The 21,172-nt window shown below is 69.2% G+C and carries 15 protein-coding genes; 11 read left to right on the top strand and 4 right to left on the bottom strand.

Annotation, left to right across the window (positions count from 1 at the left end):
- Positions 1 to 3 precede the first annotated feature (3 nt).
- From FHW73_RS15135 to FHW73_RS15125, 3 genes are all read right to left on the bottom strand, one after another.
- Positions 4 to 2,055 carry a S9 family peptidase gene (locus FHW73_RS15135; protein ID WP_183427574.1) on the bottom strand — a complete coding sequence of 684 codons (2,052 nt, stop codon included), beginning with the start codon at positions 2,053 to 2,055 and terminating at the stop codon, positions 4 to 6.
- 145 nt (positions 2,056 to 2,200) lie between these two features.
- Positions 2,201 to 3,193 carry a FecR domain-containing protein gene (locus tag FHW73_RS15130; RefSeq protein WP_183427573.1) on the bottom strand — a complete coding sequence of 331 codons (993 nt, stop codon included), beginning with the start codon at positions 3,191 to 3,193 and terminating at the stop codon, positions 2,201 to 2,203.
- Positions 3,183 to 3,740 carry an RNA polymerase sigma factor gene (locus tag FHW73_RS15125; protein ID WP_183427572.1) on the bottom strand — a complete coding sequence of 186 codons (558 nt, stop codon included), beginning with the start codon at positions 3,738 to 3,740 and terminating at the stop codon, positions 3,183 to 3,185. Before FHW73_RS15125 ends, FHW73_RS15130 begins: the two co-directional genes overlap by 11 nt.
- A gap of 259 nt (positions 3,741 to 3,999) precedes the next feature.
- Here FHW73_RS15125 and gmk point away from each other — a divergent pair, with 259 nt between their 5' ends.
- From gmk to FHW73_RS15070, 11 genes are all read left to right on the top strand, one after another.
- Entirely contained in the window at positions 4,000 to 4,617 is a 618-nt protein-coding gene (gmk, locus tag FHW73_RS15120) for a guanylate kinase (protein WP_183427625.1), read from the top strand.
- 138 nt (positions 4,618 to 4,755) lie between these two features.
- A complete protein-coding gene (gene rpoZ, locus FHW73_RS15115) occupies positions 4,756 to 5,058 on the top strand; it encodes a DNA-directed RNA polymerase subunit omega (protein WP_047135361.1) in 303 nt (100 codons plus the stop codon).
- Positions 5,059 to 5,226: 168 nt separating this feature from the next.
- Positions 5,227 to 7,398: a bifunctional (p)ppGpp synthetase/guanosine-3',5'-bis(diphosphate) 3'-pyrophosphohydrolase gene (locus FHW73_RS15110; protein WP_183427571.1), complete on the top strand. Its 2,172-nt coding sequence runs from the start codon at positions 5,227 to 5,229 to the stop codon at positions 7,396 to 7,398.
- Between the two features lie 71 nt (positions 7,399 to 7,469).
- Positions 7,470 to 7,853 (top strand): RidA family protein, encoded by a 384-nt coding sequence (locus FHW73_RS15105; RefSeq protein ID WP_183427570.1) that lies wholly within the window; start codon positions 7,470 to 7,472, stop codon positions 7,851 to 7,853.
- A 19-nt stretch (positions 7,854 to 7,872) separates the two neighbouring features.
- Complete coding sequence (gene recG / locus FHW73_RS15100; RefSeq protein ID WP_183427569.1) at positions 7,873 to 9,966, top strand: ATP-dependent DNA helicase RecG; 2,094 nt, start codon at positions 7,873 to 7,875, stop codon at positions 9,964 to 9,966.
- 136 nt (positions 9,967 to 10,102) lie between these two features.
- Complete coding sequence (locus FHW73_RS15095; protein ID WP_183427568.1) at positions 10,103 to 10,762, top strand: response regulator; 660 nt, start codon at positions 10,103 to 10,105, stop codon at positions 10,760 to 10,762.
- Between the two features lie 237 nt (positions 10,763 to 10,999).
- Positions 11,000 to 16,624, top strand: a complete 5,625-nt coding sequence (locus FHW73_RS15090; RefSeq protein ID WP_183427567.1) for a YadA-like family protein — start codon at positions 11,000 to 11,002, stop codon at positions 16,622 to 16,624.
- Positions 16,625 to 16,685: 61 nt separating this feature from the next.
- Positions 16,686 to 17,498 carry an OmpA family protein gene (locus tag FHW73_RS15085; RefSeq protein WP_183427566.1) on the top strand — a complete coding sequence of 271 codons (813 nt, stop codon included), beginning with the start codon at positions 16,686 to 16,688 and terminating at the stop codon, positions 17,496 to 17,498.
- 55 nt (positions 17,499 to 17,553) lie between these two features.
- Positions 17,554 to 18,492: a nucleoside hydrolase gene (locus FHW73_RS15080; protein ID WP_183427565.1), complete on the top strand. Its 939-nt coding sequence runs from the start codon at positions 17,554 to 17,556 to the stop codon at positions 18,490 to 18,492.
- A gap of 93 nt (positions 18,493 to 18,585) precedes the next feature.
- Entirely contained in the window at positions 18,586 to 18,837 is a 252-nt protein-coding gene (locus FHW73_RS15075) for a type B 50S ribosomal protein L31 (RefSeq protein ID WP_183427564.1), read from the top strand.
- Positions 18,838 to 19,082: 245 nt separating this feature from the next.
- Positions 19,083 to 20,375 carry a citrate synthase gene (locus FHW73_RS15070; RefSeq protein ID WP_183427563.1) on the top strand — a complete coding sequence of 431 codons (1,293 nt, stop codon included), beginning with the start codon at positions 19,083 to 19,085 and terminating at the stop codon, positions 20,373 to 20,375.
- A gap of 152 nt (positions 20,376 to 20,527) precedes the next feature.
- Here the strand turns inward: FHW73_RS15070 and FHW73_RS15065 are convergent, their stop codons facing one another.
- A complete protein-coding gene (locus FHW73_RS15065) occupies positions 20,528 to 21,148 on the bottom strand; it encodes a hypothetical protein (RefSeq protein WP_183427562.1) in 621 nt (206 codons plus the stop codon).
- Between the last annotated feature and the right edge of the window lie 24 nt (positions 21,149 to 21,172).

Raw genomic sequence — 21,172 nt, 5'->3', positions numbered from 1 at the left:
CCGTTACAGATGGCGCTCGAGCCAGCCCAGTACGCGTTCGAGCACGTCGCGTTCCTGCTCGCGTGCCTCGAACCAGTGCGGGCCGCGCGGATAGCGCACCATCTCCACCGGTGTGCCGTTGGCCTGCAGCGCGCGATGGAACTGCTCGCCCTGCGAGATCGGCACGCGCCGGTCGTCTTCGCCATGCAGCACCAGCACCGGGACCGTGACGTTGCCGGCGCTGTGGATCGGCGAGTTGCGGTCGTAGAGGTCGCGCTGCTCGAGCACGTTGCCGAAATAGCCGGGCAGATATTCGTAGGGCACATCGGTGGTCAGGGCCATCACGGCGGTGTCGATGACCGCCGCGCCGACGATCGCGGTGCGGAAGCGGTCGCTGTGACCGACCGCCCAAGCCGACAGGTAGCCGCCGTAGCTCCAGCCGCCGATGGCCACGCGTTCCGGATCGGCGATGCCCTCTGCCTCGAGTGCATCCAGGCCGTCGAGCACGTCCTGGAATGGGCCATCGCCCCAGTCGCCGCGCGCCAGCGAGGTGAAGTCATCGCCTTGCCCGTAGGAGCCGCGCGGATTGGGCAGCAGCACCGCGTAGCCACGCATGGCCAGCGATTGCGCCCAGTCGTGCCAGGACCCCAGCCAGCCTGACAGCCAGGCGTCGGCGGGCCCGCCGTGGGCCTGCACCAGGGTCGGCAGCCGCGTGCCGGGGCGCCAGTCGGGCGGCAGTACGAGCACGCCATGGATCGGCCGGCCATCGCGCGAGCTGGTCCAGACGCGGTCGCGGACCTGCCCCAGCGGCCAGGCGTGGACCTGCGGATTGGTGTCCGTGAGCCAGGTCACGCGGCCGCCGCCCAGGACCTCGGCTTCCGACAACGTGCCGACCTCGGGTGGCTGCTCGGCACGGCCATGGGCCAGCGCGACCCGGCCGTTGCGCGCCAGGCTCAGGCCGCGGACGGGCCCCTGCAGTTCGGCCAGTTCCACGACCTCGCCGTCGCTCGGATCGACGGCCAGCAGATGCGGCCGCACGCCGCGCAGGCCGATCCCGACCAGCGTGCCGTCGTCGCGCCACTGCAATGTGCGCAGCGTGCCGGGCCACGCCGTTGCGAGCGCGACGTGGGTGTCGGTGGCCGGGGCATAGACCATGCGCGTGGCGGTGTGCCCATGCGGGCCGAGCTGTCCGTACAGCAGCCGCGTGCCGTCGGGCGACCATGCCAGCGGCCCACCGGAGGCACGCGTGGTGACCGTGCCCAGCATGCCGCCGTCCTCGGCCGATATCAGCACGACCCGCGAGCGGTACCACATGGCGCCGAGGCCGACCTCGTCGGAGACCCGCAGTGCGAAGGTGCGGCCGTCCGGCGACCAGGCCAGGTCCTGGACCTGCAGGTCCGGCGGGGTCAGGGCCCGAGCATCGCGGCCGTTCGCATCGCTGATCCACAGCCGCGTGAACTGCCCATCGCGCCCGACCTCGACCGCGTCGTCCTTGCGCGCGATCCGGGCAGCGCGCTCGGGCGAGGGCGGGTCGATCGCCAGATACGCCACGCGCGTGCCGTCGGCCGACCACGAGAACGCGGTGACCTCGCCGGCCGATGCGGTCAGCGGGCGCGGTGTCGCGCCGTCCGCGGTCGTGACCCAGACCTGGCTCGATGCCCGTGGCGCCGCGGTCTCCTCGCCTGGCACGGCGCGCGTGGACAAAAATCCCAGGCGCGTGCCATCGGGCGACCAGCGTGGCATCCGGTCGGCGGCGGTCTCCGGCGCGGCGAGTTCCACCGGCGCGCTGCGGCCGTCGCTGGCCACGCGCCAGATGCGCCGCAGGTTCGATGCGCCCCCCGGGCGCGGCGTCTCCACCGTGTAGGCGATGGTGGTGCCGTCAGGACTGATCTGCGGATCGCCGACCTCCTTGAGGTCGACGACCTGCGCCGCGGACGGGACGCCGTCGCGTGCCTGCAGTGGCAGCACGCAGGCCATCGCGATGCTGGCGCCGATCGATGCGCGCAGCGCCAGCGTGCGCAACGTCGAGCGGACGGGCAGGGCGGTGCGGCAATCTTCGGCGTCGGATGTCCGCATGGCCGCGTGCGCGCTGCGGCCTGGTTCGAATCTCGGCATGGGGGGGTCTCGGTCTCGGGCCGGGAATGGGGCCGCCAGCTTAAGAGGTCGAACGATTGCGGGCATTCCGGTAAAGGGGGTGCCAGCCCAGCGCCAGGGGTGCGCGTTACTGGCGCGCGGTCAGCACGATGCGGTCGTCTTCGGTCTGGGCCTGGACTGGGAAGCCCTGCTGGATCAGGCTGACGAACGCATCCAGTTCGGTGGCGCGGAAGATGCCGCCCACGCGCAGTGCGCCGACCGCCGGATCCTCGACGACCAGCTTGCGGGTGTTGTAGCGGTTGAACTCGGCGATCGCCTCGGCCATCGGCGTGTCGCGGAAGACCAACTGGCCAGTGCGCCAGCTCAGATCCTGGGCCAGCTCCACCGGCGAGCGCGCCCGCACCAGCACTGCGTCGCCCTGCGTGCGCGCCGCCATGCCTGCCTCCAGCAGCGGGGCCTGCAGCACTTCGTCACGGCCGCCTGTGGTCTCGATCCGCACCCGGCCTTCGGTGACCACCACTTGCACGTCGTCGCCATCGCGCCGCACGGAGAACGCGGTGCCGACGGCAATGATCCGCTTGTCGCCCGCTTCGACGACGAACGGCCGGGCCGGATCCTTGGCCACCTCGAAGAAGGCTTCGCCCTGGCGCAGGCGCACGCGTCGGTCGTCGCCGGCCATGTCGACGCGCAGGCGGCTGTCGGTGTTGAGCGTCAGCCGCGAGCCGTCCGGCAGCGCCACCGCCTCCAGCGCGCCGATGCGGGTGGCGTAGACGTCGTCGCGCGACCAGGGCAACTGCACCAGTGCGGCCAGGCCGACCGCGCAGACCACGCCGGCGGCGACCGCCAGACCGGGCAGGCGCCAGCGCCGTGCGCGCACCGGGACGTCCGGCGGCGGCGCGGCGCGCACCGGTTCCGGCGCGGCGCCTGCTGGCCCCAGCAGCGCCTGCAGCCGACCCACTTCCTGCCAGGCGCCCTTGAAGCGGTAATACGCCGCCCGATGGCCGACCGACTGCGCAAGCCAGGCTTCGAGCTCGGCGGCGTCGCGCTCGCTCCAGGGGCCGTTCTCCTGCCGCAGCAGCCAGGCCGCGGCGGCCTGTTCGTCGCGTTCCCTATTGCCCATGACGTGTTGCCATCCTTGTCCACGTGTCCTCGGTGTCACGATGTTCGCCCGACTTGCCGTACAGCGCATCGGCCAGCAGGGCGATGCCGCGCATGAGATGTTTCTCGACGGTCGCTTCGGCGATGCCTAGGCGGCGGGCGATCTCTTTTTGCGGAAGATCCTCGATCCGGCGCATCCACACGACCTGGCGACAGCGCGGCGGCAGGCGCCGGAACAGCGTCGAGAGACGGTGCATCTGTTCGCGACCGGCGGCGCGCCGCTCCGGTGACAGCTCGTCGATCAGCACGTTCAGGCTGTCCACGTCGGCCAGCAGGTCGAAGGCCACGATGCGCTCACGGCGCACGCGGTCCACCAGCAGCTTGCGCGCCACGTCGAACAGAAACGCCTTGGGTGAGTGTGGGCGCTGGCGCTCGGCGGCCAGCAGCACGCGGATGTAGATGTCGTGCCGAATGTCCTGCACTTCGTTGGGATGCACCCATTTGCGGGCCAGGAAGCGGACGAGCGCGGCCTCGTGAGGCAGGATTTCGCGCTGGAACCAGGTCTCCAATGCAGTGTCCATCGCGCCGCCGGTCCGCGCTCCCCGCGCGGTTCGTCTTCGACGCTATCCCAAGCGCCGGGCAAAATCGATTGGAGGAACCTGCCCGCTCGTTCGACTCCGGGTCGAATGGCGGGCCGGCGGGCGATGGATGCCCGGGGCCGCGCATCGCGACGGGCCTGCGCGTAAAGCGGTACGATGCGCGGCTTTCCGGGCGCCGGAGCCAGGCGTGACCCATCGCGAACCCGCACCCCAGATCGCCGCCGCGCCCATGCGCGGCACGCTGTTCATCGTCGCGGCGCCGTCGGGCGCCGGCAAGTCGAGCATCGTCAACGCCTGCCTGTCGCGCGATCCGGACATTGCGCTGTCGATCTCGTTCACCTCGCGCGCCCCCCGGCCGGGCGAGCGTCACGCCGAGCATTACCACTTCGTCGGCAAGGACACCTTCCAGCAGATGATCGAGGCGGGCGAGTTCTTCGAGTACGCCTTGGTGCACGGCGACTGGAAGGGCACTGCCCGCCAGTCGGTGGAGCCGCAACTGGCCGCCGGCAAGGACGTGCTGCTGGAGATCGACTGGCAGGGCGCGCGTCAGGTCCGGGCCTTGGTGCCCGAGGCGGTCAGCGTGTTCATCCTGCCGCCCTCGCGCGAGGCGCTCGACCAGCGCATGCGCAAGCGCGGGCAGGACAGCGAGGCGGTGATGGCCCAGCGCCTGGCGGCGGCGCAGGAAGAGATGTCGCATTACGACGAGTTCGACTACCTGGTGGTCAACGAGGACTTCGATCGTGCGGTCGCCGAGATGTGCGCGATCTTCCGCGCCAGCCGCCTGCGCCGCGAGCGCCAGGCCGAGCGCCACGCCGAGCTGATCGCAAGGCTGCTGTCGGGGCATTGAGCGGGCCGTTGGTCTGCGCTGCGTGGCGCAAGTGATTGATTCGTTGAGGTGCGCCTTGCACGGCGGGTCGTCCGGCCGTATCATACTCGGCCCTTTTCCCCGAATTCGCGCGACCTGTGCCGGTCGCCGGGAGCCCGCATGGCCCGCATCACCGTAGAAGATTGCCTGGAAGTCGTCGACAACCGCTTCGAGCTGGTCATGATGGCCGCCAAGCGTGCGCGTCAGCTCGCCAATGGCGTCGAGGCTCAGCTCGACAACAGCGAAAACGACGACAAGCCGACCGTCCTGGCGCTGCGCGAGATCGCTGCGCGCCGGATCGACCAGCCGTTCATCGACGCGGTCGACAAGTCCGAGCGCGAGCGCAAGGAGCGTGAGGCGCTGGAGTGGGCGGCGGCCGAAGTCGTTGCCGACGAGGACATGGCCAAGGGCGACGATCTCTGATCGAGTCGTGCCGCGCTGACGCCACGCGTCGCGCACTGGTTGATCGACGGCCCCGCTTTCGAGCGGGGCCGTTGTGTTTTGGCAGTCCCGTTGCCGGTTCCCGGTGGCGGGACCTGCCTGCGGCGAGGCCCGGTTCACAAACGCCGACCTTGCCCGTAGGCTTCGAGGATGACGCCCGCCCCTCCCGCCAGTCTCGTCATGCCGGACGTTCCCGGCGACGACGCGCTGCCCGATTACGTCCGCGACCTCGACCGCGCCGCGCTCTATCTGCCTGATGAGCAGCGTGCGCTGTTGCGACGTGCATGGGAGGTCGGAGCGGCGGCCCACGCCGGGCAGATGCGCAAGTCCGGCGAGCCCTACATCACCCATCCGGTCGCGGTCGCTCGGGTGCTGGCCGAGCAGAAGGTCGACGTCGAGACCCTGGTCGCGGCGATCCTGCACGACACCATCGAGGACACGCCGCTCACGCGCGACCAACTGGCCGAACAGTTCGGCGAACCGGTGGCCGAGCTCGTCGATGGCGTGACCAAGCTCGACAAGCTCAACTTCAGCAGCCGGCAGGAAGCCGACGCCGAAAGCTTCCGCAAGATGATGCTGGCGATGGCGCGCGACCTGCGCGTGATCCTGATCAAGCTCGCCGACCGCCTGCACAACATGCGCACGCTCGGCGCGCAGCCAGGGCCGTCGCGCGAGCGTATCGCGCGCGAAACCCTGGAGGTCTACGCGCCGATCGCCCAGCGGCTGGGCATGAACCGGATCAAGGCCGAATTGCAGGACCTGGGGTTCCATGCCCTGCATCCGATCCGCCACATGGTGCTCGAGAAGCGCATCCGCAATCAGCCGCTGGTGCGGCGCGAGGCGCTGGCGAGCATCGAGGCGCAACTGGCGCAGCGGCTGACCAGCGCCGGGCTGCAGTACCGACTGGTGGGGCGGGTGAAGTCGCCCTGGAGCATCTACAACAAGATGCAGGGTGAGGGGAAAACCTTCACCCAGGTCATGGACGTATTCGGCTACCGGATCATCGTCGGCAACGCCGCCGACTGTTACCACGCGCTGGGCATTGCGCACGCCGTGTTCAAGCCGCTCGATGGGCGCTTCCGCGACTTCATCGCGATCCCGAAGGCGAATGGCTACCAGTCGTTGCACACCGTGCTGTTCGGACCGTACGGCGCGCCGATCGAGGTGCAGATCCGGACCGAGGAGATGGATCTGATCGCCGAGCGCGGCATCGCTGCGCACTGGGCCTACAAACACGGCGGCGAGGGCCCCAACAGCGCCCAGTCGCGCGCGCATTCGTGGATCGCCGGCCTGCTGGAATCCCAGCGCACGACCGGCTCGTCGCTGGAATTCCTGGAGAACGTCAAGGTCGACCTGTTCCCCGACGAGGTCTACCTGTTCACGCCCAAGGGCGACATCATGTCGCTGCCGCGCAATTCGACCGCGCTCGACTTCGCCTACTCGGTGCACACCGACATCGGCAATCAGGCGGTCGCCGCGCGCGTGGACGGCAAGCTGGTGCCGCTGCGCACGCAGCTCGCGAGCGGCCAGCGCGTGGAGATCGTCACCGCCAAGTCCTCGATGCCGCGGCCGCAGTGGCTGGAATTCGTCGCCACCGGCAAGGCGCGGACCGCGATCCGCGCCCAGCTCAAGCAATTGCAGCACGAGGACGCGGTGCAACTGGGCCACCGCATGCTCGACCGCGCGCTGGAAGGGCTGGGGACCTCGCTCGATCGGCTGCCGCAGGAGCGGCTCGACACCTATCTGGCCGAGGCGCGCTATCCCCGGCTCGAGGAACTGATGGCCGACATCGCGCTGGGCAACTGGATGCCCGCACAGGTGGCGTCGGCGCTGGCGCAGCACGATGCCGACGCCGAAGGCGATCGACCGGCGGCGCGAGCCGGCGAGACGATCCGGATCCGCGGCGACGAGCGCGGGGTCATCGCGTTCGCCAACTGCTGCATGCCGATTCCGGGCGACGACATCATGGGCTACCACACCACCGGGCGCGGCATCGTCGTGCATCGGCTGGATTGCCCCAACGTCGCCGAGTTCCGCAAGTCGCCCGAGCGCTGGGTCGCGATCGACTGGGACCGCGAGGTCGTCGGCGACTACAACGTCGCGCTGCGCATCGAGGTCGAGAACCATCCTGGCGTGCTGGCCCAGGTGGCCGCAGCGATCGCGCGCGCGCATTCCAACATCGATGGTGTCGAGTACCTCGAACGCGACAGTACGGTTGCCGCGATCCGGTTTTCGATCGAGGTCAAGCACCGCAAGCACTTGGCCGACGTCATCCGTCGCACCCGGCGGCTGCCGGTCGTCCACGGCGTGCAGCGGATGTAGCCCGCGGTCGCCCGGGCGACCGCGCGCGGGCATCGCCCTACAATGGCGGGATCTTCCACCGGAGTTCCGTAATGCCCCGCACGCCTATCAGCACCCAGGACGCGCCCGCCGCGATCGGCCCGTATTCCCAGGCCGTCCGCGCCGGCGACACCGTGTACTTCTCCGGGCAGATCCCGCTCGATCCGGCGACCGGCGAGATCGTCGAGGGCGACATTTCGGCGCAGGCGCGTCGCGCCTTCGACAACCTCAAGGCCGTGGCCGAAGCCGCCGGCGGCAGCATGGCCGACATCGTGCGCGTGGGCCTGTACGTCACCGATCTGGGCGAGTTCGCACAGGTCAATGCGGTGATGGCCGACTACTTCGACGCGCCGTATCCCGCGCGCTCGACGATCGAAGTGCCGGCGCTGCCCAAGGGCGCGCGCTTCGAGGTCGACGCGGTGATGGTGCTCGTCTGATCCCAGGCGTGCCGCGCAGATGAGCAGGCCGGCGCTCGCCACGGCCGGCGCCGCGTCGGTGTCGACGCTGCCCGGCGTCGGCCCGAAAGTCGCCGACAAGCTGGCCGCGCGCGGGCTGGCCACGGTCGGCGACCTGTGGCTGCACCTGCCGCGCCAGTACGAGGACCGGACCCGGATCGTGCCGATCCGCGCGCTGCGCAGCGGTGTGCCAGCCCAGGTACAGGGCCGGGTCGAAGCGGTAGATCGTGCGTTCCGTCGGCGTCCGATGCTGCGTGTCGCGATCGGCGACGGATCGGGGGCGACCCTGGTGTTGCGGTTCTTCCATTTCCGCGCCGCCCAGTTGGCGCAGTTCGCGGTCGGCACGCCGCTGTGCGTCTACGGCACGCCGCGGCCGGGGCAACACGGCCTGGAAATCGTCCATCCCAGCTACCGGCTGATCGGCGATGCCGCCGATCCGGTGGTCGAGGACGCGCTCGACCCGGTCTACCCGGCCATCGAGGGCATCGGGCCGGCGACGCTGCGCCGCATGATCGGGCATGCGCTCGACCGCTTGCCCGACGGCGACGCGTTGGAGCTGGTGCCGGCCGATCTGCTTGCCGGACTCGCGTTGCCGTCCTTGCGCGAGGCGCTGCTGACCGTGCATCGTCCGCCGCCGGATGTGGACCTGGGCGCGTTGTTGTCCGGACGTCATCCGGCGCAGCGGCGGCTGGCCTTGGAGGAGATGCTGGCCCATCACCTGAGCCTGCGGCGGCAGCGGATTGCGCTGCAGGCCCATCGTGCGCCGGTGCTGCGGCCCGGGCCGCTCGCCGCCGCGATGGAGGCCGGCCTGCCGTTCGCGCTGACCGGCGCGCAGCGCCGCGTCCACGCCGAGATCGTGCGCGATCTCGCGCAGCCGCGTCCGATGCTGCGCCTGGTCCAGGGCGATGTGGGCAGCGGCAAGACCGTCGTCGCCGCGTTGGCCGCGCTGGCGGCGATCGACTCGGGCCGTCAGGCGGCGCTGATGGCGCCGACCGAACTGCTGGCCGAACAGCATTTCCGCAATCTGTCGACCTGGCTCGCGCCCTTGGGCGTCCGTGTCGCGTGGCTTGCGGGCAAGGTCACTGGACGCGCGCGCGCGGCCGCGGCTGCGGACATCGCCGCGGGCGTCGCGCAACTGGTGGTCGGCACCCATGCGCTGATGCAGCAGGCGGTCGAGTTCCACGACCTGGCACTGGCGATCGTCGACGAGCAGCACCGCTTCGGCGTGCACCAGCGCCTGGCGCTGCGCGACAAGGGCGCGCAGGCGGGCAGCGTGCCGCACCAACTGGTGATGACCGCCACGCCGATTCCGCGCACGCTGGCGATGGCGGCCTACGCCGATCTCGACGTGTCGGCGATCGACGAACTTCCACCCGGTCGCACGCCGGTGCAGACCGTGGTGCTCGGCGCCGGCCGGCGCGCCGAGCTGATCGAGCGCGTGCGCGCGGCGTGCGCGCAGGGCCGGCAGGCGTACTGGGTCTGCACCCTGATCGACGAGTCCGACGAGGTCGTGGCGCAGGCCGCGCAGACGACGTTCGAGCAACTGTCCGCAGCCTTGCCGGACCTGCGGATCGGCTTCGTGCACGGCCGCCTGCGCGCCGCCGAGAAACAGGCCGCGATGCGCGCATTCAAGGACGGTCACAGTGACCTGCTGGTCGCCACCACCGTGATCGAGGTCGGCGTGGACGTGCCCAATGCGTCGCTGATGGTGATCGAGAACGCCGAGCGCCTCGGGCTGGCGCAACTGCATCAGTTGCGCGGGCGCGTCGGGCGAGGCAGCGCTGCATCGAGCTGCGTGCTGCTGTATCAGCCACCGCTCTCGCGCACCGCGCGCGAACGGCTCGACACGATGCGCACGACTGGCGATGGCTTCGTGATCGCCGAGAAGGACCTGGCGTTGCGTGGGCCGGGCGAACTGCTGGGCACGCGGCAGACCGGTCTGGCCGAGTTCCGGCTTGCCGATCTGGCGCGTGATGCCGACCTGCTGCCGGTCGTCCATCGGCTCGGCGAGGCCTTGTTGCGGACCGATCCGCAGTGCGCGGACCGGCTGGTCGCACGCTGGATCGGGGGCGCGGCGCGCTACGCGGCGGCCTGATATCTGTCTATCGGCGATTTCCCTAGGTATCGCCTGGTCATCTGCATGAATAGACGATCTTCATGCGGCCACCACTTCGATGCGCGGTACGTTGCCCCTATACGCGGGGTGTGCGTTGTGGATGGGGGGCTAGGGAATGGCACTGTCGATGGAAACGATCCGGGTCTATGCGGCCGACGAGCGGCCGATTGTGCTGGCCGGCATGCGCGCGGTGTTGCACGCGCCCGATTCGGGCATGCATCTCACCGGCGAAGCGGCAAGCGGGCAGGCCTTGCTGCAGATGCTGCAGGCGCGGTTCGACTGCAATGTCGTGGTCACGGATTTCTCCATGCAGGCCGCCGATCCCCGTGCCGGGGACGGTTTGCGGCTATTGGGGCAATTGCGGACGCGGTTTCCGGCGATCGGCGTGGCGGTGTTTACCGAAGTCCGCAATCCGCCGCTGCTGCGTGCGATGCTCGAGCTGGGTGTGCACGCGATCGTCGATAAATCCGGTGCACTCGATGAGCTCCCGGCCGCGATCCGATGTGCGGCAAGCGGCCGGCGCTACCTGAGTCGGAGCATTCAGCGCTTGCTCGATGCCGCGACCGGATGCGGCCGCGGCGCGCCGCTGTCGCGGCAGGAAGCAGAGGTCGTGCGCCTGTTCGCCAGCGGCAAGACGGTCAGCGAGATCGCATCGTCGTTCTCGCGCAGTGTCAAGACCGTCAGCCGGCAGAAGAGCGACGCGATGCGCAAGCTGGGACTCGATAACCACAGCCAGCTCTACGCGTACGCGTTGTCCGGCGGGCTGGCGCGCTGAGCGAGTGGGTGCGCGTCAGCGCATGCACGGCGACGACGGATGTATACGGCCGGCGGTGCGAAGGCGCGGCCGTTCGAGGATGCAACGCCATCGTGGCAATCGATCGCCGCGCAGATGACGCGTGCGCCTGCAGACCAAACGTCTGTGACGACAGTCGCGATTTTTGAGAATCGTCTGATTCACACCCGTAGCGCGGCGCGGTTCCCTTGAGCCCTCATGAACAACGAGGGAAGCGGGATGAACAAGGTCTTCTGCAGGATCTGGAACCGTGCGCTCGGGGCCTACGTCGTCGCATCCGAACTGGCCGACCGGCGCGTCCGAGATGGGCGTCGCGTGCGTGCTGCGGTGCTGGCGATCGTCTGTATGCCGGCGATCGCAAGCGCGGCCGCCCAGGAGCGGACGATCGGGTCGTCGGCGGCGGACCCGGAAAAAATCACCGAACTCGTCGAGCGCCATCTCAACGAGAACGAACGCGTGCTGGCCGGCGGCGCGTTGCCCCTGTGGTCGACCGCGGCGATGGGCCAGTCGCGTGCCGTCGCCGGCGGTGTCGCGCCCATGGGGGTGATCGATCCAGGTGGCCTGACCGGCGGTACGCTGCCCGGGCTGGTGCAGCATTTGACCAACTTCCTGCTGCCGGTCTCGAACCAGTACCGCGCCTGCGGATTGTTGGGCAATGGCACGCTGCTGCCCGACGAGTGCCTGTCGATAGCGCGCGAGAACTTCAGCTACGCGTTCCAGTCGGTATCGCTGCTCGGCACCGACCTGCTGACGATCCCCGACGTGCTCGACCTCAACGGCAACCGTCCGGCCGACCACACCACGATCATCGGCCGCGCCAGCTCGGGCAGCTACATCAGTGTGCCGATCGGCAACTACGCCGGCCAGAACAACGATCCCAGTTGCGAGTTGGTCGTCGGCATCGGGGTGTGCGTGCCGGGCGTACTCGGCACCTATACCTGGGACACGTTGCCCGCGCAGGACTATCAGATCATTGTCGGCGATGGTGCGGCAGCGAACGGCTCGAACACTGTCGTGATGGGCACCAATGCCAGCCACGTGTTGCCGGCTGTTTCGGCGACCGACCTCGGCTGGACCGGCGGTCCGGATGGCAACTACGCCGCCAGGCTCGGCAATGCGGTAGTCATCGGCCACAACGCGTCGGGCACGGCGGACCGGCAGACGATTCTGGGTGCGAACGCCAGTTCGGTGCACGCCAACAGCGTCGCGCTGGGCGCCGATTCGGTCACGATCCGAGGCGCGCAGGCAGGCTATGTGGCGCCCGGTCTGCAGGCGTTGCAGACTTCGGCAGGTGAGGTGTCGATCGGCAACGGGACGGCGGCGCGCCAGTTGACCAATGTCGCGGCGGGCAGCGCGGCGACGGACGCCGTCAACCTGGCCCAACTGCAGGGCGCGCTGGCCGACGTCGACAGTGTTGGCGCCTTCGCGGTCCGCTATGACGACGATGGCGCAGGTGCGCCGAATTTTGGCCGCATCACGCTGGCGGGCGCTGGCGGGACTACGATCGGCAACGTGGCCCCTGGCGTCGCGGCCGACGAGGCGGTCAATGTCGGGCAGTTGTCGCCGGTGGTGGCTGCGCTGGGTGGCAATGCCGCGATCGATCCGACCACCGGCGCGGTGACCGGACCGGTGTACACGCTCGACGACGGCAGCGACACCGGCACAACGGCCAACTTCGGTGATGTCGGCTCCGCGCTCGCCAATCTCGACGGACGCACCGCAAGCAACACCACGACGATCAACAACCTGCTCGATGGCACCGAAGGTCTGGTGCGGCAGGATCCGGGCACGCTGGTGATGACGGTCGGCGGCCAGACCGGCGGCGATGAGGTGAGCTTTGCGAACGCCGGTGGCGATGCGCGGCGGCTGAGCGGCGTGGCCGCCGGTGTCGAGGCGACGGACGCGGTGAATGTCACGCAATTGACTGACGTGGCCGATGCCGTTGACGACCTCGGCGCGTTGGCAGTGCAGTACGACGCCGATGTCGATGGCAATCCGGACTACAGCCGGGTGACCCTGGCCGGGACCGGTGGCACCGCGCTCGGCAATGTCGCAGCGGGCGAGGTCAGCGCGGCCAGCAGCGAAGCGATCAATGGCGCGCAACTGTTCGGCGTCGCCGGTTCGGTCGCCGACCACCTGGGCGGCGGCGCGGGTGTCAACGCCGACGGCACAATCTCCGCGCCGACCTATGTGATCCGTGGCGGCAACTACACCAACGTCGGTGATGCATTCGATGCAGTGGACGGCGCGTTCGACGACCTGGTCGACGACGTCGGCGACCTGGGCGCGACGGCGGTGCGCTACGACACCGATGTCGATGGCAATCCGGACTACAGCCGTGTGACGCTGGCCGGCGCCGGCGGCACCGCGATCGGCAATGTCGCCGCGGGCGTGGCCGCCGACGAGGCGGTCAATGTCGGGCAGCTGACGCCAGTGGTTGCGGCCCTCGGCGGCAATGCCGCGATCGACCCGACGACCGGTGCGGTGACCGGCCCGGTGTATACCCTCGACGATGGCAATGACACGGGCACGACCACGGACTTCGGCGATGTCGGCTCCGCGCTCGCCAATCTCGACGGACGCACCGCAAGCAACACCACGACGATCAACAACCTGCTCGATGGCACCGAAGGTCTGGTGCGGCAGGATCCGGGCACGCTGGTGATGACGGTCGGCGGCCAGACCGGCGGCGATGAGGTGAGCTTTGCGAACGCGGGCGGCGATGCGCGTCGGCTCAGCGGGGTGGCCGCCGGTGTCGAGGCAACGGATGCGGTGAACGTGAGCCAGTTGAGCGATGTCGTCGGCGATATCGACGACCTGGGTGCATCTGCGGTGCGCTACGACACCGACGCCGACGGCAATCCGGACTACAGCCGGGTGACGTTGGCCGGCACCGGTGGCACGGCGATCGGCAATGTGGCGGCGGGCGAGGTCAGCGCGACGAGCAGCGAGGCCATCAATGGGGCGCAACTGTTCGGTGTCGCCGGGTCGGTCGCCGATCATCTGGGCGGCGGCGCGGGTGTCAACGCCGACGGTACGATCTCCGCGCCGACCTATGTGATCCGTGGCGGCAACTACACCAATGTCGGCGATGCGTTCGACGCGGTGGATGGCGCGTTCGACGACCTGGTCGTGGACGTCGGCGACCTCGGGGCGACCGCGGTGCGCTACGACACCGACGCCGACGGCAATCCGGACTACAGCCGAGTGACGCTGGCCGGTGCCGGTGGCACCGCGATCGGCAACGTCGCGGCGGGCGTCGCGGCGGACGAGGCAGTCAATGTCGGTCAGCTGTCGCCGGTGGTGACAGCGCTCGGCGGCGGAGCGGCGATCGACCCGACGACGGGCGCGGTGACCGGGCCGGTCTACACGCTCGACGACGGCAGCGATACCGGCACGACCGCCGACTTCGGCGATGTCGGTTCCGCGCTCGACAATCTCGACGGCCGCACTGCGAGCAACACCACAACGATCAACAACCTGCTCGACGGCACCGAAGGTCTGGTGCGGCAGGATCCGGGCACGCTGGTGATGACGGTCGGCGCGCAGACCGGTGGCGACCAGGTGAGCTTTGTAAATGTCGCGGGCGATGCACGGCGGCTCAGCGGCGTCGCCGCTGGCATCGAGGCGACGGATGCGGTGAATGTGGGCCAGTTGAGCGATGTCGTCGGCGATATCGACGACCTGGGCGCAGCTGCGGTGCGCTACGACACGGACGCTGATGGCAACCCGGACTACAGTCGAGTGACCCTGGCCGGCACCGGTGGCACGGCGATCGGCAATGTCGCGGCGGGCGAGGTCAGCGCGACCAGCAGCGAGGCGATCAATGGCGCGCAACTGTTCGGCGTCGCCGGTTCGGTGGCCGACCACCTGGGCGGCGGCGCGGGTGTCAATGCCGACGGCACGATCTCTGCGCCGACCTATGTGATTCGCGGCGGCAACTACACCAATGTCGGCGATGCGTTCGATGCAGTAGATGGCGCGTTCGACGACCTGGTCGTCGATGTTGGCGACCTGGGGGCGACGGCGGTGCGCTACGACACCGATGCCGACGGCAATCCGGACTACAGCCGGGTGACGCTGGCCGGCGCCGGCGGCACCGCGATCGGCAACGTCGCGGCGGGCGTGGCGGTGGATGACGCGGTCAATGTCGGTCAGCTGACGCCGGTGGTCGCTGCCCTGGGCGGTGGCGCCGCGATCGATCCGACGACCGGTGCTGTGACCGGTCCGGTGTACACACTCGACGACGGCAACGACACCGGCACGACGGCGGACTTCGGCGATGTCGGGTCCGCACTCGACAATCTCGACGGCCGCACTGCGAGCAACACCACAACGATTAACAACCTGCTCGATGGCACCGAAGGTCTGGTGCGGCAGGATCCCGGCACATTGGTGATGACGGTCGGCGGCCAGACCGGCGGCGACGAGGTGAGCTTTGCGAACGTCGATGGCGACGCGCGCCGGCTCAGCGGCGTCGACGACGGCATCGACGACACCGATGCGGCAAATGTCCGCCAGCTCCGTGCGGTGGAAGGCCAGATCGGCGACCTGGATGCGTTCGCAGTGCGCTACGACACCGCAGACATGGCGCGCATCACGCTCGGCGGCAGCGGCGGCACCGTGATCGACAACCTCGCCGCGGGGCAGATCGCGGCCGGCAGCCTGCAGGCCATCAACGGTGGGCAGATGTTCGCAAGCATGTCGAGCATGGCCGCGATCTTTGGCGGCGGTGCCGCAGTCGATCCGTTCGGCGGCCTGGTGCCGCCCGACTACCTGATCCAGGGCACGTTCTACAACTCGGTGGGCGATGCATTGGCCGCGCTCGATACCGGCCTGAGCCAGGTCAACACCCGCATCGACAACCTGCCGCCGGGCAGTGGCGGAGACGGTCGTGATCCGCTGGTCGCCGTCGATGGTCCGCGCGACGGCACCGACGATGCGACCGTCGTCGACGGCCAGCGCGGCGTGGCGATCGGCGCCAACGCCACGAAGGGCGGCCGCTACGGCATGGCGGTCGGCGGCGATAGCTACGCTGCCGGCGACCACGACACCGCGATCGGCGGCAACGCCAAGGTGCATGCCGACAACAGCACCGCGGTCGGTGCCAACACGACTGTGCTGGCAGCGGCGAGCGAGGCGGTCGCAGTGGGTGAGGGCGCGACGGTCGCGGCGATCGGCGGCACCGCGATCGGCCAAGGGGCGACCGTCACTGACACTGCGCAGGGCGCCGTGGCACTGGGCCAGGGCTCGGTGGCCGACCGCGCCGGAACGGTGTCGGTCGGCAGCGCCGGCAGCGAACGTCAGGTGGTCAATGTCGCCGCTGGCACCCAGGATACCGATGCGGTCAACGTGGCGCAGCTGCGCGCATCCGAGCAGGGCACGGTGCGCTACGACACCAACCCCGATGGCAGCGCCAATCCGACCCAGATCACGCTCAACCAAGGCGGCGGCGAGGTGATGGTGCGCAACGTGCGGGCCGGCGCCGCCGGCACCGACGCGGTCAACGTCAACCAGCTCAACGCCGGGATCGGGCGTGCGATCGGCGAGGCGAATGCCTACACCGACATGCGGGTTGGGCAGATGCAGTCCGACATCTGGGAGATCGATCGCGGGTACCGCGCCGGCGTCGCAGCGGCCATGGCGGTCGCGGGGCTGCCGCAGGCCTACATGCCCGGCAAGAGCATGGTCTCGGCGGCGGTGAGCGGCTACGAGCGCGAGGCCGGGCTTGCGGTCGGCATCACGACGGTCTCGGAGAACGGGCGCTGGGTCTACAAGTTCAGCGGCACGACCAACACCGTCAACGATGTCGGCTTCACGATGGGCGCCGGCCTGCAATGGTGACTGCAGCGGCCCCGTCTCCGGACGGGGCCGCTTGCCTCGAACGCGACTGAAGGAGACCCGCATGCATTCGATCCCGAGCTTTTCTGTCCGTACTTGCGCCTTGGTCCTCGCCGCGGGGCTCGCCGCCTGTGCTTCGACCGGCGGCGCGGATGAGGTGCCACGATTCCCCGATCCCGCTTCGGCCAAGCCGCATGGCGGCACCTATCCCACGGCCGGTGCGCTGCAGCCGCTGGGGCCCGGGCTGAGCAAGGACCAGCTCTATGGATTGCTCGGGCCCCCGCATTTCTCCGAAGGCGTATTCGGCGTGCGCGAGTGGGACTACGTGCTGAACTTCCGCGAGGCGGACGGCCAGGTGGCGCGTTGCCAGCTCAAACTGCGCTTCGACGAGACGGGCGTGGTGCGCGATATGCACTGGATGCCGGCCGCCTGCGCGGAACGGGCGCGGCCGCACAGCGCGCACATCGGCGGCGGTGCGTCGACCGCAAGTGAGCAGCTCGCGCTGCTGTCGGCCGACACCACGTTCGTCTTCGCCCGCGCCGAGCTGACGCCGTTGGGGCGGCGCACGCTCGATGCGTTGGTCGAGCGCGCCGGTGCCCTCGATGGCATCGAGGCGATCGAGGTGGTCGGTCACGCCGACCGGATCGGCCGCCCCGCCGCCAACGATGCACTCTCGCGTCGGCGGGCAGAGGCCGTGCGTGACTATCTCGCGCAGCGCGGTGGACCGGCGACGCGGATCTCGGTCGAAAGCCGCGGAAGTCGCGAGCCGCTGGTCGCCTGCGAGGGACTGCACGGCGCGGACGAGATCGCGTGCCTGGCGCCCAATCGCCGCGTCGAGATCATGATGCAGCGCCGAGTGACAGCTGCAGTTCCCTGAGCGGCGCCGTTTCGTCGCGGCTGGCCGTGCGCGGCTGTGATGGGGATAATGCGGCATGGACGCCCGTATTCCCCTGCTGATCGACACCGACCCCGGGGTCGACGATGCCCTGGCCCTGCTGCTCGCGTTCAACGATCGCGCGCACGAGGTGGTCGGATTGACGATCGCGGCCGGCAATGTCGGCCTGCACCACACCACCGCCAATGCATTGAAGCTGTGCGAGCTGGTCGGGCGCTCCGACGTGCCGGTCTATGCCGGCAGCGCCTCGCCTTTGCTGCACCCCGCGCCGGATGCGGCCTACGTGCACGGCAACGACGGCTTCGGCGACATCGGCTACGCGCCCGCAGCGCACGGCCTGCAGGACGAGCATGCCGCGCTGGCGATCCTGCGGCTCTCGCATGTGCACGCCGGCAGCCTGGTGCTGGTGGCGCTGGGGCCGCTGACCAACATCGCACTCGCGCTCAAGCTCGATCCGACGCTGCCCTCGCGGGTGGCGCGCTTCGTGACGATGGCCGGTGCGGTCACCGGGCACGGCAACATCACGCCGAGCGCGGAGTTCAATGTGTACTTCGATCCCGAGGCCGCGAAGATCGTGTTCGACGCGTTCCCGACGTTCGAACTTTCGGACTGGGAAGCCACGGTGGCCCACGGCCTGCCGCAGGACGAGGTGCTGGCCTGGATGCAGGCGGGCGGCGCGCGCGCGGATTTCTACGAGGCCATTTCGCGCAAGACGCGCGAGTGGTCGGCCGACCGTCGCGGCGACGAGTGGCACAGCGCGGATGCGCTGGCGATGGCCTGGGTGCTCGCGCCCGACGGGGTGCTGGAGACCGTCGCCCGGCCGGTGGACGTGGTGCTCGACCATGGACCGGCCCGCGGGGCGACGATCGTCGACTGGCAGCGCCAGCTCGGACGGCCGGACAATGCCACGATCCTGATGCGCTACGACCGTGTGCGCTTCCACGCCCTGGTCCGCGAGGCACTGCAGGCGGTTTGACCCCGTCCTGGGCGCCCGCCGGCAGGTGCCCTTGCGGGGCGGGTCGGGCGCCGGCTATAATGCCGCTCTTTCCCTGCGCAAACTGGTGCCGCCATGAAGGCCGACATCCATCCGGATTACCGTGAAGTCGTGTTTCAGGACGTGACTTCGGATTTCAAGTTCCTCACCCGCTCGACCCTCGCGGCCACCGCGAAGGAATCGATTCAGTGGGACGACGGCAACGAATACCCGCTGGTCAAGATCGACGTGTCCTCGGCCACGCATCCGTTCTACACCGGTCAGAACAAGATCATCGACACCAGCGGTCGCGTCGACAAGTTCCGCAAGCGTTACGCGAAGCAGTAACCGGATCGCGCGTCGCCCGCGCGACGCATCCGGTGTGCGCAGGCGGCCGCCAGCTGGCGGCCGTCGCCGTTTGTGCACAACGCCCATCGCATCCTCCGGTGCGGTGGGCGTTGTCGTGTTCGACGTTCCCGCAGCCCAGTGACCGCGTGTCGCGGGACGCTATGCGATAATTGACGCGTTGCGGCACGCGCCGCGCCCGCCCCACCGGAGCATCTGCCGCTCCGGGAAACGAGGAGTCTTCTTCAGTGTCCGATACCAATTCCAAGCTCGAACAGGTCACGCTCGATGCCGCCGGCAAGTCGGTGACGCTGCCCGTCCTGCATGGCACGCTCGGCAACCCCTGCATCGACATCTCGAAGCTGCCGAAGGAAACGGGCTGCTTCACCTACGATTCCGGTTTCACCGCCACCGCCAGCTGCAAGTCCGCGATCACCTATATCGACGGCGACCAGGGCGTGCTGCTGTACCGCGGCTACCCGATCGAGCAGCTCGCCGAGCATTCCAGCTTCCTGGAAGTGGCCTATCTGCTGATGAACGGCGAACTGCCGTCCAAGGACGAGTTCGGGCGCTTCGAGCACGAGGTCACGCATCACACGATGATGCACGAGTCACTCAAGTGCTTCCTGCAGGGATTCCGCCACGATGCGCACCCGATGGCGATGCTGGCCGCGTCGGTGGCGTCGATGTCGGCGTTCTACCACGACACCCTGGACCTGCAGGATCCCGAGCAGCGCCGCCTCGCCGCGATCCGCCTGCTGGCCAAGATGCCGACGCTGGCTGCCGCCGCGTACCGCTATTCGATCGGCTGGCCGATCCGCTACCCGCGCAACAGCCTGGGCTACGTCGACCGCTTCCTGCATATGATGTTCGAAGTGCCGAGCGAGCCGCTTGAGCTCAATCCGGTCGTTGCCAAGGCGATGGACCTGTTGTTCATCCTGCACGCCGACCATGAGCAGAACGCGTCGACCTCGACCGTGCGTCTGGTCGGCTCCACCGGTGCCAACCCGTACGCGTCGGTCGCCGCCGGCATCACCGCGCTCTGGGGCCCGGCACACGGCGGTGCCAACGAGGCGGTGCTCAAGCAGTTGGCCGAGATCGGCGATGCGAAGAACGTCGAGAAGGCGGTCCTGCGCGCCAAGGACAAGAACGACCCGTTCCGCCTGATGGGCTTCGGTCACCGCGTCTACAAGAACTTCGATCCGCGCGCGAAGATCATCCGCGAGATGACCCACAAGGTGCTCGGCGAGCTGGGCATCGACGATCCGTTGCTGGAAGTGGCGATGAAGCTGGAAGAGGCCGCGCTCAAGGACGAGTACTTCGTCGAGCGCAAGCTCTACCCGAACGTCGATTTCTACAGCGGCATCATCTACAAGGCGCTGAAGATCCCGACCGAGATGTTCACGGTGATGTTCGCCATCGGTCGCACCGCCGGTTGGGTGGCGCACTGGCTCGAGCAGCAGGTCGATCCGGAGGCCAAGATCGGGCGTCCGCGCCAGATCTACACCGGCTACGACGTGCGCGACTACCGCAAGGGCTGACGCGTCGCCGAACCTGCGTTCAAAAGAAGCCGCGGTCTCCCGCGGCTTCTTTTTCTCGCTCTTCCGCCAGTTCCACTTCGGAAGGGCAGCGGCCTGCAAGCCAGAAGCCGCTTTCCCCTCGGCAAGGCCACTTCACGGTCCGACCCCGGTTTTTAACCTCCAGCAAGCAACTGGCGCAGCTGCGCCCCGGACACGCGGCGTATCGGCCGGTCGTCGTCGGCGCGCAGGGGCGCTTGGCGCAGCGCATTGAGTGGCAGCACGGTCAGCTCGAAGGCCACCTCGCCGGCGTGGAAGGCCCAGATCGGGCACTCCTCCCGGCGCGTGCGGTCGAGGCGGATGCGACGACTGCGCACCTGGGCCGGGATGCGCTGGTCGAGCAGGAAACGCTGCACCGCATCGGCATCGTCGCTGTGCAGGTGTAGTTGCACCGGCGCCTGGGCATCGGCAGTGCCATCGAGCACGCCGCCATGCAGGCGGGGCTGGAACGGCGCGAAGAATGTGAGTGCCTCCAGCGCAGCCTCGCGGCTGCGCTGCAATGCATCGGCATGCGCGGCGGGCGAGAACAGGCGGCGGTACTCGCCCAGCGCCTGCTCGATCTCCTGGTCCTGCGGCAGCGAGGCGTCGTCGTGGATGCCCAGTCGACCGGCCGCCTTCAACCGGGCCTGGTGGATGTCGTGGATGCCGCCCTCGGCCATGAGCCGAGCGGCCTCGTGCGCCAGTCGGTGGCGACGTTCGCGGGTGCGGGCCCCGGCATGCTGGCGTGCGCGATGCATGCGTATTCCCCCGTGTCGAGCGAC

This window comes from Luteimonas sp. RC10, assembly GCF_014192745.1.
Lineage (GTDB): Bacteria > Pseudomonadota > Gammaproteobacteria > Xanthomonadales > Xanthomonadaceae > Luteimonas.
Note: the sequence above shows the minus strand (reverse complement) of the source record. Positions and strands in the feature narration are given on the sequence as shown.

What these genes read in the sequence shown, in the direction of transcription:
- FHW73_RS15135 (WP_183427574.1), bottom strand. Translation starts at nt 2,055, where the DNA reads ATGCGGACATCCGACGCCGAAGATTGCCGCACCGCCCTGCCCGTCCGC.
- FHW73_RS15130 (WP_183427573.1), bottom strand. Translation starts at nt 3,193, where the DNA reads ATGGGCAATAGGGAACGCGACGAACAGGCCGCCGCGGCCTGGCTGCTG.
- gmk (WP_183427625.1), top strand. Translation starts at nt 4,000, where the DNA reads ATGCGCGGCACGCTGTTCATCGTCGCGGCGCCGTCGGGCGCCGGCAAG.
- rpoZ (WP_047135361.1), top strand. Translation starts at nt 4,756, where the DNA reads ATGGCCCGCATCACCGTAGAAGATTGCCTGGAAGTCGTCGACAACCGC.
- FHW73_RS15110 (WP_183427571.1), top strand. Translation starts at nt 5,227, where the DNA reads ATGACGCCCGCCCCTCCCGCCAGTCTCGTCATGCCGGACGTTCCCGGC.
- FHW73_RS15105 (WP_183427570.1), top strand. Translation starts at nt 7,470, where the DNA reads ATGCCCCGCACGCCTATCAGCACCCAGGACGCGCCCGCCGCGATCGGC.
- recG (WP_183427569.1), top strand. Translation starts at nt 7,873, where the DNA reads ATGAGCAGGCCGGCGCTCGCCACGGCCGGCGCCGCGTCGGTGTCGACG.
- FHW73_RS15095 (WP_183427568.1), top strand. Translation starts at nt 10,103, where the DNA reads ATGGCACTGTCGATGGAAACGATCCGGGTCTATGCGGCCGACGAGCGG.
- FHW73_RS15090 (WP_183427567.1), top strand. Translation starts at nt 11,000, where the DNA reads ATGAACAAGGTCTTCTGCAGGATCTGGAACCGTGCGCTCGGGGCCTAC.
- FHW73_RS15085 (WP_183427566.1), top strand. Translation starts at nt 16,686, where the DNA reads ATGCATTCGATCCCGAGCTTTTCTGTCCGTACTTGCGCCTTGGTCCTC.
- FHW73_RS15080 (WP_183427565.1), top strand. Translation starts at nt 17,554, where the DNA reads ATGGACGCCCGTATTCCCCTGCTGATCGACACCGACCCCGGGGTCGAC.
- FHW73_RS15075 (WP_183427564.1), top strand. Translation starts at nt 18,586, where the DNA reads ATGAAGGCCGACATCCATCCGGATTACCGTGAAGTCGTGTTTCAGGAC.
- FHW73_RS15065 (WP_183427562.1), bottom strand. Translation starts at nt 21,148, where the DNA reads ATGCATCGCGCACGCCAGCATGCCGGGGCCCGCACCCGCGAACGTCGC.